General features: G+C 72.4%; 7 protein-coding genes and 1 pseudogene. 2 read left to right on the top strand and 6 right to left on the bottom strand.

The window, feature by feature from the left end:
* Nucleotides 1–173: 173 nt before the first annotated feature.
* Both CXR44_RS39085 and CXR44_RS28385 read left to right on the top strand, forming a co-directional pair.
* Nucleotides 174–418: pseudogene (locus CXR44_RS39085) on the top strand (phosphorothioated DNA-binding restriction endonuclease); the annotation flags it as partial.
* A gap of 144 nt (nucleotides 419–562) precedes the next feature.
* Nucleotides 563–1,303: a hypothetical protein gene (locus CXR44_RS28385; protein WP_245899493.1), complete on the top strand. Its 741-nt coding sequence runs from the start codon at nucleotides 563–565 to the stop codon at nucleotides 1,301–1,303.
* Here CXR44_RS28385 and CXR44_RS28380 read toward each other — a convergent pair.
* The 6 genes from CXR44_RS28380 to CXR44_RS28355 form a co-directional block, all read right to left on the bottom strand.
* The gene (locus tag CXR44_RS28380; RefSeq protein WP_101789204.1) at nucleotides 1,300–1,986 is read right to left on the bottom strand and encodes a hypothetical protein; all 687 of its coding nucleotides are present in this window, start codon (nucleotides 1,984–1,986) and stop codon (nucleotides 1,300–1,302) included. The genes CXR44_RS28385 and CXR44_RS28380 overlap by 4 nt on opposite strands.
* A gap of 75 nt (nucleotides 1,987–2,061) precedes the next feature.
* The gene (locus tag CXR44_RS28375; protein WP_101789203.1) at nucleotides 2,062–4,029 is read right to left on the bottom strand and encodes a hypothetical protein; all 1,968 of its coding nucleotides are present in this window, start codon (nucleotides 4,027–4,029) and stop codon (nucleotides 2,062–2,064) included.
* A complete protein-coding gene (locus CXR44_RS28370; RefSeq protein ID WP_101789202.1) occupies nucleotides 4,026–5,147 on the bottom strand; it encodes a VWA domain-containing protein in 1,122 nt (373 codons plus the stop codon). Before CXR44_RS28370 ends, CXR44_RS28375 begins: the two co-directional genes overlap by 4 nt.
* Nucleotides 5,144–7,390, bottom strand: coding sequence for a DUF5682 family protein (locus tag CXR44_RS28365; protein ID WP_101789201.1), 2,247 nt, complete (start codon nucleotides 7,388–7,390; stop codon nucleotides 5,144–5,146). The genes CXR44_RS28370 and CXR44_RS28365 overlap by 4 nt, the downstream gene beginning before the upstream one ends.
* Before the next feature lie 3 nt (nucleotides 7,391–7,393).
* Nucleotides 7,394–8,470, bottom strand: coding sequence for an ATP-binding protein (locus CXR44_RS28360; RefSeq protein ID WP_101789200.1), 1,077 nt, complete (start codon nucleotides 8,468–8,470; stop codon nucleotides 7,394–7,396).
* Complete coding sequence (locus CXR44_RS28355; protein WP_180903745.1) at nucleotides 8,467–12,153, bottom strand: DUF4132 domain-containing protein; 3,687 nt, start codon at nucleotides 12,151–12,153, stop codon at nucleotides 8,467–8,469. The genes CXR44_RS28360 and CXR44_RS28355 overlap by 4 nt, the downstream gene beginning before the upstream one ends.
* Nucleotides 12,154–12,262 lie beyond the last annotated feature (109 nt).

Here is a 12,262-nt window from a genome sequence, read left to right as displayed (position 1 = left end):
GGGGGGGCCCCCGCCCCGCCACTTCCATACGGCCGGAGTGGCTGCGGCGGGCGCGGCCACGGCCAGCGGCAGAACGAGGGCGGCGAGCAGGACGAACACACGCATGGGAGAACTCCGGAACGAAACGCGAATCGGACACTCCCCTAGATCTTGCACCCAACTTGAAACCCACTGCGCCATCCCTGCACACGGATCTGTGCCTGCTGGCCGGCCTGGACCTGGAGGCGGCCGGAACCATCACGGGCATCAGGAAACGGCGTGACCCTGGCTTCCGTGACCGGGTGCTCATGGCGTACGAGTACTGCTGCGCGTTCTGCTCCTACGACGGCTGGCCGGACGGCGCGGTGGTGGGCCGGACGCGGCGCACGTGCGCGGGTCGGCATACTCCCAGCACCTACCAGCCGAAATCGAGCACGGCCGACGTGCGACGTGGGAATCTGGCCGAATGACGAATGGGTGGTCCCGGCAGCAGGCCCTCCGAGCGGCCAGGACGTGCTTGCTCCGTCCGGGCGCTGTGACGAAGGGGTACTCCGCCGTCGATGTCGTCGCGGAGCCTGACGCCATGGTGGTGCTCTTCCGCTGGCGGCGAGATCCGAACACCTACGCCGTCAAGGTCGGGTACCCCGCAGGGCCGAAGAGCCCGTGGACCGGCCTGCCGGTGAACTCGATCGACGACTGGGCCGCGGACGTCGAATGCCTCCTCATGGAGGAACTCGATACCGGCCTGGTACGTCGAAGCCGTCGGATGGTCCGGGACGGCTACGTGCTGTTGGACACCCATGACGCTCCGGACCCCTGGCCCGCCGGGTACTCCATCAGCCCGGTCCCCATCGGCGGCGACGTCGAACTCGCCCTCCGCACACCGCCACCGGCACGTGTCTCCCACCTGCCCGGCTCCTGGCTGGCCGAGGCGGGGATGGATGTCACCATTCCCCACCAGCTGATCGTCGAGGCCAGGCTCGCCTGCTGGCTCCAGGCCTACGTCGACAACGCCCGCGGGGAACCTTTCGTCGGCCATGCAGCCGCGTCCTGGCAGGACCAGCGGCACACCATCGCCCGTCTCGACGTGGTGCACATCCAGCCCGGCGTCCCGTCAACGGTACGCGAGGCGCTGGCGCGTGTCGCGGTCCACGAACTCGCCGAGGCCGGCGCCCTGCACGTGGTCACGCCGATCGACCACCCCGACCTCCGCACACTGGGATTCACACCCGCGTACGACGGCGGCCTCGAACTCCACACGAGGCGCACCGCACCGCCCTCCGACCCCACACCCAAGGCCCACCGAGACAACCCCGGCATCTAAGCGGACGTCCACGGCCCCAAGGCGCACGACGCGGACCTAGCCGGACCGCTGGACTGTCCGTTCGTGTCGTCCAGAGGAAATCCATACGCGCGACCGGGGGTGCGCAGCCAGTCCTCGTCGATGAAGCGGCCTGTCATCCGTCCCACGATGGTCAGAAAGGCGTGCGCCAGCCGTTCCTGGCCCATGTTCGGATCCCCGCCGGGGGGAAGCCCCTGAGCGTAGGGTTCGAACAGCTGCCCGGGCAGCAATTCGCCTGATGGCAGCGCTGGAAGTTCTGCGACCAGGTTTCCATCTCGGTAATAGTCGAGGTCGGAGAGGCCATCGACATCCCGGTGCCAACTGACCACGAGCATGCCGCGATTTCCGGAGCTGAGCCACCACCCTCCCGTTTCGGGACCGCTGGTGCTGATCACGACCGACCAGCCTGGACTGTGGGGCCCGATCCAGAGGCTGTCTTTCTCATCGAACGGGACGGACCAGTCCGTCATCGTGGCCGCTTCCTCGATCAAGCGCACGTCGCGCCTGGATCGCGCGTCCAGGCGCAGCGACCCGGCGAGCTCGTCGAGGTCGTCCCGTTCCACCCAGAGCCCGAAAAAGGCCTCGTCGAACCCGTGCGCCGCCAGGAGTCCATACTGATCCTGTTCGGGAGATGCGGTTCGTATATCGGTCATGATCTGTGCCATGTCCTCGAAGGAGAGTCGGCGCCCCGCGGACCACCGCGTAGTGCCAGGCGTGGGCGGAGAGGGGGGCGGATTCGGTCAGATCAGATCCAGGGCCACCTCCAGGCGCAGGTAGGCGTCGATCCAGGTCCGCTCGACCGCCTCGCCCGAGTCCTGGGACCGCGCCGCCGCCAACGCCGTGACGGCCTGGGCGATGCGGCGGAGCCCGAGCGTGTCCAGCCGTCGCGCGGCGGTGGCCAGGCGGGCGTCGTAGGTCGGCGGCAGGTGGGACAGGCCGTGGTGGGCCGCTTCTGCGAGCAGCCCGCGGGCGTCGATCAGTACGGCGGTCAGCGGATCGTGCTGGTCGGTCCCGGCGACCGCGAGCGGGCCGCTGCCTCCGGCGGGTCGCAGGTCGGGTACGACGACACGGCCGCCGGCGGCCAGGCCGATGGGGTCGATGACGACACCGCCCGCGGTACGGCCGGCCACTCCGCTGACGAAACGCAGCTCGCCTTCCTCGCCGGCGAGTACGGCGGCCAGCGAGTCGAGGCGGCCGGGGGCGGCACCGGTGTGGGTGGCGGTGACGGTGGCGGTGTTGCCTGCCTGGTCGGCGATGAGGGCGTCGAGGCGCTGGTCGCCGGCGGCGTAGGTCATGGCCACCACCTCGGAGACGGCGACGACGCGTACCAGCTCCGCTTCGACGCGCGGGCGGAGGGGCCGGAGCGTGAGGGCGTCGAGTTCGCGGCCGAGCGCGGCGAGGTCGGTCACCAGCAGGGACGGCGAGAGCTCACCCCAGTCGCCACGCGACGGGCTGACCGTCGTCCTGGAGATCCGCCCTGTGGCCAACCGCACGGTACGGCTGGCGCTGCGGACGGCGGATTCCGTGACGAGGTTGCCTGTGGCCAGCGCGGCCAGCGTGGAGCCGGCGATGCGTCGCCGTGCCGGCGCGGCGCCGTCGTCGTCCCATGCGCGGCGGAGTACCAGGACCATCGCGCTGTCGCTGTGGGCCAGGTAGATCTCGGCGATCCGCCGGTCGCCGAGGCTGCGGATCCGGCAGCCAAGGCTCTCCAGCCGGGCCCGGCGCAACGGGGTCTCGGCGGCCTCGGCGGTGCCGAGCACGCTGCTGCGGAGGGTGGCGCCGGGGCGGGTCACGGCCCGGTGCCGGGCGTGAAGCTCGGCCAGGTGGCTGGCGAGCAGTTCGGGGCGGTAGTGGGCGCTGCGCTCGCGGTAGGCGGTCAGCTGCTCGGCGAGGTCGCCGACGGCCAGCAGCGGCCAGCGCGATCCGGCGGCGTCCAGCCGGCGCTGTACGTCGGCGATGGTGGCTTCCCATCCCTGACCGAGGTGCGCCGCGCCTTCGCGCAGGACCGTGCCGGCCAGCCCCAGGGCCCGCTCCAGCCCGGATCCGCCACCCATTCCGGCTTCGCCGCCGACGTCAACCCGTACCTCCCGCATCCCGGGATGCAGCTCGTCGGCCACCCGGAACGCCCAGACAGCCAGGGCGATGACGTCGTCGCGGCTGCCCGCGACGGCGTCGGTGTGGACGAAGCCGAGGTCGCCGGGGATCAGGAAACGCACGGTCGCGGTGGCGAGCTCGACCTGCGGCGCGGGATCGGCGGCGGTGGCGCGGCGCACGCGGGCGGTGTATCCGGTTCTTTCGGTACGGCGGGCGGCAGTCATCAGGCGGGCGCCGATCCTGGCGGTCAGCTCGTCGTCGCTCACCTGCCCCGGCGACCAGTCAGGGGGGTCCGAGTCACGGCCCTCGGCCTGCGCATGTTCGCCGGTCCCGGCAGGTGGCCCAGCGGCGGGTCCGGCGTGCCGGTGCTGGTACGCGAGCACCACCCCGACGACATGCCGGCAGACCCCGGTGGCGCCGCACGTGCAGCGGGCCGCGTCGAGCCCGCCGGGTGGCAGGCTCGCGGTCGGTCCGCCTGCGAAGTCGCCGTGCACGGTGCCGTCGGCGTCGGTACGCAGGTCCGGCGCGGCTTCCCTGCCCGCCCGCTTGACCAGGCCGCGGTTGGTGAGCGCGGCGAGGGCGTCCGTGGTGAGCCCGAGCAGATCCGTTCTCATCGGCCCACGTGCTCCGCGACGAAGGACGCCAGCTCGCCGGGGGTCATCGCGCCCACGTACGCCCCGGCGTCGGCCAGGCGTTGCGCGAGTTCCCGGTCGTAGGCGGGGTTGGCCTGATCGTCGAGGGCGGCGAGGCCGAGGACCTTGCTGCCCTGCTCGACCAGGTTGCGCACGGTGCGTACCAGCCGGTGGGGATCGCCGCCTTCGTAGAAGTCGGAGATCAGCACGACGATGGCCCGCCGCGGCCGGTCCACGAGTCCGGCGCCGTACGCCGCCGCGCGGGCGATGTCGGTGCCGCCGCCGAGCTGGACCTTCATGAGCAGTTCCACGGGATCGTCCACGTCGGAGGTCAGGTCCACCACGTCGGTGTCGAACGCGACCAGGTGGGTGCGGACGCCGGGCAGGCCCCACAGGCAGGCCGCGGTGACCGCCGAGTGGATCACCGAGTCGGTCATCGAGCCGGACTGGTCGACGAGCAGGATCACCTGCCACTGTTCGAGGTGGCGGCGGGTGCGGGAGAAGAACAGAGGGGTCTCGATCACGACCTTGCCGGTGTCGGGCTGGTAGCGGCCCAGGTTGGCGCGCAGGGTCCTGACCATGTCGAAGTTGCGAACCAGCCGCATCCGGCCCGGCCGCCGTGCTTTGGCGCCCGAGAAGGCGCTGCGCACCTCGGTGGCGAGCTTTTCCATGAGCTGCCCTACGACCTGCTCCACGATGCGCCTGGCCAGCCGCAGCACCTGCGGGTTCATCAGGTGTTTGGTGTGCAGGACCGCCTTGAGCAGCGCGGGGTTGGGCTCGATGCGCGCGAGCACGTCGGGGTCGGTGACGAGGTCGTGGATCTCGTAGCGTTCGACGGCGTCGCGTTGCAGACGTTCGATGGTCTCCTTGGGGAACAGGCGGGTGATGTCATCGAGCCAGTCGAAGGTGGTCAGGGCCGACGGGCCGCTCCCGGCCTGCCGCCGTACGCCGCGCCTGCGCAGGTCCTCGTCGCGGCCGTACAGCCAGTCCATGGCGGCGTCGCGGCCGGTGGCCTCCGCGTCGAGCTGCCCGCCGCCGACGCAGGCGCCGCCGGCCTCGCCGAGCAGCAGGCGCCACCGTACGAGGGTGGGGTCGGTCATGGCGTGATCAGTCCTTCCCGGCGCAGTGCCGCATCGACTCGTTCGTCCAGTGCCATACCTGCGGCCACCAGTTCCGGCGCCGCCTCCAGCCGCATCAGGTCCCACGCGGACGCACCCGCGCCGGAGCGCAGTTCGACCAGGCGGGTGGCGATGAGGTGCCGTTCGCGGGGCGGGAAGTAGCCGAACGCCTGGCGCAGCGCCGGCAGGGCCACCAGGAAGTCGTGGTCGCTCATCGCCCCGACCAGCTCGTCGAGCAGCTCCAGCACGCCGCCGGTGTGCAGGACCTCCTCCCGGGCGAGCGCGAACAGCCCGGCCAGCCAGTCGCCGGCCGACGCGGGGACGAACGCGCCGCGTACCGCCCGTGCGGGGTCCGCCGTGGCGGTGCCGCGCAGCGACCAGCCCAGCCCGAGCGACGCTCCGCGCAGGTCGGGCGGCGCGTCCTGGCAGGCGGCGATGCGGTCGGCGACACCCAGCGCCGCGTCCACGTCCAGGCCGAGCGGCGGGCCGGCGTGCCTGAGCGCGTCGCGTACGGCGGCCATGGCGTCGATGCGCTGAGGATCGGCGGGTACGGGCCCGCCGAGCACGCCTTCGGCCAGCCACAACGCCCGGAGCGTGGCGGCCCGCACCACGGTGCCCAAGGTGGCGCTGCCTCTGGTGGCGAACAGGTCGTCGTGGCGCCACATCGCCAAGGTGACGGCGAGGGTGCGGCCCAGCGAGCCCAGGTCGGCCGCCGCGACGATCGCCCGCGCGAGGTCGTCGAGCACCTGCCCCGCCAGCTCGCCGATGCCGCACAGCGCGGCGTCGAACAGCACGCCGGCCAGCTGGTCCAGGTCGGCGTCCCTGATCCGCTCGGCGAGCACGGAGGCCGCCGCCTCCTGCGGGTCCACGCCGTACCCGCCTGCCTCGATCAGGGCGGGCAGGCGGTCGTCGGTCTCGGTCAGGGTCCACTGTTCGACCAGCTCGGTGCCGCCCGCCGGGCGGGGTCCCGAAGCGCGGACCACGCCCGGGATGCCCAGGACGCGCAGCCTGTGCAGGAAACGGCTGCGCTCGCGGCCGGCTTGCCCGCCGAGGTGGAGCCGTTCGTCGCCGGGGCCGCCCAGCTCGGCGAGCACCGCGTGGACCAGCGGCGGCAGCGGGGTCGAGCGGTGCAGGCGGCCTGTCCGGTCACCGCTGAGCGCGGCGATCATCTCCACGATGACCGGATGGTGGCCCGCCTGGAGGGGGCCGCGGGACGCCCAGGGCAGCGGGACCTCGATCGCCTCGCCGACCAGCGCGCTGGCCAGGCCGTCGAGCACGTCGACCCGGGCCGGATGCGGGTGGCCGCGCATCAGCGCGATCCCGTCGGCGGTGGTGCGCGCGGCGATCAGGTCGGCGGTGGACACCGGCTGGCGCCGGGCGCGCAGCCTGGCCGTCACCGCCTCGGTGAGCCTGCGGGCGGCTCCGTCAGGGCCGTACTCCCACAGGTCCTGGTAGTAACCGGGCGACGGCATGCCGGACTGGTAACCGTCGAAGGCGTCCAGCCGGCGGAACGAGTACGGCACCAGGTAGCTGCCGACCGCAGCCCCCTCGGGCGGCTGCGGCACCTCCGGCCAGCCCCGCTCGCCCTGTCCGGCCAGCCGGACCAGCGCGGGACGGTGGAAGCCGCCCGTGACCACGACCACCGGCCGCTCGCCCGCGTCGTCGGCGGCCGCCCGGACCCACTGGGCCATGTACGCCTCGCGGGCCGTGTCGTCGGGCCCGGTCTCGGTGTCGCCGCGTACGAGGTCGAAGTAGGTGGCCAGCCGTTCGGCCAGCCCGTCGGCCGGTTCGATCTCGAACAGGTGGTCCCACAACGCGTCCACGTTGTCCACGGCGAAGGCGCGGCAGAGCCGTCCGGTCACCTCGTTGTAGCGGGCCTCGGCGTCGGCGTAACGGTTGCTGAGGTCCGCCAGCGCCGGATGCCAGGCGGGAAGGTCGATGAAGCGCAGCTCGGCGCCGGCCTCGCGGCCCGCGGTCAGCGCCGCCCACTCGGGGGAGTAGTCGCACAGCGGTGTCCATGAACCATGGCGCCGCTCATGGTCGCGGTAGCTGGTGTGGACGGCGATGGGCAGCTCGTGGCCGAGCAGGAGTTCGTCCATCCTGTGGTTCATGTCTGCCGGGCCTTCGACCAGCACGTACGCGGGACGTACCGCATGGATGGTGTCGGCGACCAGCCGGGCGCAGGCGGGACTGTGGTGCCGCACGCCGAGGAAGATGACCGCCATCGTTCAGCCCGGCAGCAGGTGGCGGGCCTCGTACAGGGCGTTCCACTGGTCGCCGTGCCGCCTGCGCTCCAGGTACCTGCGGAGCTTGGCCAGATCCTCCGGATTGTCCTTGGCGGCCGTACCGGCGAGGCAGGAGACCAGGTCGGCGGCGGTGCCCGGCTCGCCGCGCAGGAACCAGCCGCGCAGCCCGACGGCATGGGCGACCGAGACGGCCTCCGCGGTGCTCATCACCCCCGACAGCCGGTCCGTGGCGTCGCCGCGCGCCGTCTGCCCCTGGCGCAGCTCGCGGAAGGCGGTGACCAGGACCTCCAGCACGTCGCGGCGCGGCGGCGCGGTGACGCCTGAGCGTTTGAGCAGCGCCGCCGCCTCCGCCTCCACCAACGCCAGCTCGGTCCCGAAGTCGGCGATCGGGAAGACGGTCTCGAAGTTGAAGCGGCGCTTGAGCGCGGCGCTCATCTCGTTGACGCCGCGGTCGCGGGTGTTGGCGGTGGCGATGACGGTGAACCCCTCCTGGGCGAACACCATCGACTCGGGACCGCTCAGCTCCGGTACGGCGAGCACCCGGTCCGACAGCGGTGACAGCAGGCAGTCCTGCACCTCCAGCGGGCACCGGGTGATCTCCTCGAAGCGCACCACCTTGCCCTCGGCCATGCCGCGCAGCAGCGGCGCGGCCACCAGTGACCGGGTGGAGGGGCCCTCGGCGACCAGCAGCGCGTAGTTCCAGGAGTATTTGATCTGGTCTTCGGTGGTGGCCGCGCCGCCCTGGATGGTGAGCGTCGAGGTGCCGCTCACGGCCGCGGCGAGCAGCTCGGACAGCAGCGACTTCGCCGTGCCGGGCTCGCCCACCAGCATCAGCCCGCGGTTGGTCGCGAGCGTCACCAGGGACCGGTCGATCAGCGAGGGATCGCCCACGAACTTGCGGCTGATGCCCAGCGTCTCGTCCCCGAGGACGAAACGGCGGGCAGCCCGCAGGCTGAGCGCCCAGCCGGGCGGCCGGTCGTCGGTGTCGTGCTCCCGCAGCCTGGCCAGCTCGCCGGCGTAGCGGATCTCGGCGGGGGGCCGCTGGGCGTGTTCGTTCATCGGGTGATGTCCCTCAGCTCTCGAAGGATCTCGGAGGTGGTGATCGGATCGAGGCCGTCGAGTTCCAGCCCCACCAGGGTCTGCTCGTCGGCGAAGTCGAGGTAGCCGATCGAGATGCCCGGATTGAGGCCGATCGTGATGGTTTCGCCGCCGGGTACGTCCCGCTCGATCCAGCCCTGCCAGCCGGCGTCCTGCGGCGCACCGCGCCGCCAGCCGCGCCGCTCCAGGCCGATCACCGCGCGGGTGGGGATCTTGGCGGCTTCGATCTCGGCCACCAGCGCCGGATCCAGTCCGTACGTCTCCCTGCCCAGCTGCGGGAACGGTTGCAGGATCTCGTAGTCGGCGAGCACCTCGGACCAGGCGGCCAGGTCCTCTCCCAGCTCCAGCGGGTGCACCACGCCTACCAGGGCGTCTTCGGGCAACGTCAGCGTGTCGTCCTCGACGTCGGCGAAGCTGCGGTCCTCGGCCACCCGCAGGGTGCCCCTGAGCTCGCCCGACGGATCGTACAGCCCCCATACGAGCCGCCGTACGATGTGCCAGAGCAGCGGGTGGCCGACGAGCAGCCGGCCGAAGTCGCCGGCGCTCCAGCGACGCCGGTTCACCATGGCCTGCTCCAGGCGGTGGATGGCGTCCCCCGCCACCGAGCGCACGTCCTTCTTCAGCCCGGCGAAGCGCCGGTAGGCGGCGGGCGCGAGCTCCGGATCGTCGTTGGCGCCCGGCTTGGGCAGGTTCTTCAGCCGCTTGCCCGAGGCGTCGGCCACGTACGGCTTGAGCTGCTCGTCGAAGCCCACCACGAACTGCCTGCGGCCGTAGTCGAGGGTCAGGCTGCCGTCGGCGGACAGGCCGAAGTCGGGCACCAGCCGGTCGGCCAGCTCCTGCGGCGTCAGGCCGAGCTCGGCGGCGACCTCGTCCATCTTCAGCTTGGCCCGGTTCTTCAGCCCGCTGAACTTGACCTTCTCGGCGATGCCGTGCAGGTGCATCAGCGCGACCTCGGAGCCGATGGAGGCCAGCAGATCCAGACCGGTGACCGCGCGCGCGTGCCCGCCCTCGCCCGGCCAGGCCCTGATCAGCGGGGTCAGCCGCCGTACGGTCTCGTCGTCGCCGAGCAGCGCCTGCGCGTCCATCACCCAGCTCTCCCTGGACGGGTAGCCGGCCGCCTGCCAGCGCTGGAACAGCGCCCAGGCGAAGTCGGCGAGGCTGCGGCCGTCGCAGGCCTCCTTGACCACGGCGAGCCCGGCGTACGGGTCGCCGGGCTTGGAGATCGCCAGCATCGTCATCACGTGGCGGACCGCCTCGGGAGGCAGCGCGCCCGCGCCGCCGCGCAGGTGGATCGGAGTCACGATCGCGACCTCCGTCCACTCGGGCAGCACGGGCATCTTGGCGGGCAGCGCCTCGAACGGGTCGGCCACGAGCAGGTCGGCGATCGCGGCCTCGGCGGCGGGCCCGTACCCCGCGGCGGCCTCGGCCACGGTGTCGCGGTGGCCGCCCGCGACCAGCGCCGCCAGCGCCTGCTCGGCCCGGCGCCTGGCTACGCCGGGCCTGCCGAGAGCCGCCGGGATCAATGCCCTGGCGGCCGCTCCGGGGTGGCGGTGCAGCCAGGCCAGCGCGGTGGCGCGTACGGACTTCAGCCGGGCCAGCCAATCGGCCATCAGCACGGCGACCTCCGGCGCCGCGAACGGCAGCAGCGACGCGGCGACCGAGCTCGGAGCGCGCCGTGCGCTGTCGAGCACCATGGGCAGCGCCGCCGGCCCGAACCTGGCCACCACCCTCGGCATCCAGTCGCCCGCCCCGTACAGGTCGCCAGGGCGCCACTTCTCGATCAGCGGCGCGGCCAGTTTCTCGGGCCCGGCGACGAACAGGGCGATCTCGTCGGACCAGTAGCCGTTCTTGCCCTTGGCGATCTGCCGGGCGACGTCCTCCCAGCTCCGGCGCCAGGACCGATCCCACGAACCTTCACCCACCCGAGGGGAACGCCAGTTGTCCTGCTCGCCCGGCGCCCACACGAGGGCAGGTTCGTCGGTGCACGCCAGGCCGTTCACCACGACCACCTTGCGCGTCTTGCGCGGGCGAGTCCAGGGCGGGCTGACCAGCACCTCGGGCAGGGCCTCCGGCGGAGCGGCGGCGACGGTCCCAGCGGTCACGATCTTGTTGATGCGCTCGGCGGCGCCGCTGTCGCCGAGGCTCGCGAGCACCTCGTCCACCAGGTCGGGATGGGCCGCAACATGGGCGCGCAGCAGCAGGTCCACCACCTTGCCGCCGGACTCGGCCAGCATCCGCATCGCGCGGCGGGGGAAACGGGAGGCCGCGCGCAGGAAGGCCGGCTGGGAGTACTTCTGCTCGATGCGGTCGAGGATCGCCCGCATCGCCGTGTCGTACGGCAGGTCGGCGAGCACGTCCAGCAGCCGCCTCCGGCAGTCCGCGCCGTAGGCGTGGTCCACCCAGACTGCCAGGAGCGGCACGGCGGCCTCGCCCATGCCGTCGACGACCGTGGCGGGCAGGGCGAAGGAGTCCCCCATGTAGTAACCGGGCACCTGGTCCATGATCAGCTCGGCGTGCTCCGGCGTGCTCATGGCGGCGATCAGGCGGAAGGCGAGAGCCGGGAGGTTCTGGCTCACCTCGGCGCAGTCGGCCGTGACCCAGCCGGTCTCGGTGGGCGCCAGGTAGGAGGCCGCCACGCGGTGGTGGAGCCCGCCTTCGCGGCTCACCGCCAGCGCCGCGACGACCTCGGCGTACTCGGCGTCGGACGCGGCGGCCAGCGCGGCGCGGACCCGGGCGTCGATCTCCTGAGCGGAGGCCCAGCCGTACCACCGGTCGGGGGCCTCGCCGTCGGCCAGCTGCCGGATCGTCCAGATGCCTTCGTCGTGGACGTGATCCAGCGAGGCCAGCTCGGTCACGGCCACCGCCGCGAACACCGGGCCGCGTTCGGTCAGCCAGGTCTCGGCGAACAGGGACAGCATCTCGCGCTCGGCCCATGGCAGGGACGCGGCCACCGCCTTGGCGACCACCGCCGCGCCCAGCGGTGTGCCGGCGGGCTCCCCCGCCAGGTACGCCGCGCCCGCGGACGCGAGCTCCGGATCCGGGCACCTCGCCACCGTGTCGGCGAGAACCTTCCGGCGTTTGTCCAGCTCGGCGGCCAACCTCTCGGGCGCGCTCGCGTCCGGCCGCTTCACGGAGACCCTCGCTCCGCCCCGCCGGGGGTGGAGAACGCGCAACCATGCGGGCGGCAACGTCAGCCGGTCCTCGTCCTCAACGCTCCCGGCGGCTACAGGCGACCCCACCGGGGAAGCCGCCTGCGGCGAAGAGTTGCCCTGCGACGAAGAGTTGCCCTGCGGCGAAGAGTTGCCCTGCGACGAGGAGTTGCCCTGCGGCGAAGAGTTGCCCTGCGACGAGGAGTTGCCCTGCGGCGAAGAGTTGCCCTGCGGCGAGGAGTTGTCCTGCGGCGAGGAGTTGTCCTGCGACGAGGAGGCCGTTTCGTCCTCCGTGTAGCCCTTGCGTAACTTATCCGCCACCAGCTTGTCCGCGGCCGCCGTGGCGACGGCGGCCGAGCCGAACGACTTGACCTGCGTCTGACCGGCCGCGCCCAGCCGTCCATACCGGATGTGCAGCTCCGCGCCGTCCTGGCGCACTTCCCAGAACTTGGCCGAACCCCCGCCGACGAACGTCAGCGTGCGCTCCATGCTCATGCCGATATCTCCACCCTGCATCCCGTCAGCCTCTTGATCGACAGCGGCGAGTATGGCGAGCACGACCGACAAAGTCGCACAGAAGCTCAGCCAGGAAGGCCGAGTTCGG

The organism is Nonomuraea indica, assembly GCF_002850745.1.
GTDB classification, from domain to species: domain Bacteria; phylum Actinomycetota; class Actinomycetes; order Streptosporangiales; family Streptosporangiaceae; genus Nonomuraea; species Nonomuraea indica.
Note: the sequence above shows the minus strand (reverse complement) of the source record. Positions and strands in the feature narration are given on the sequence as shown.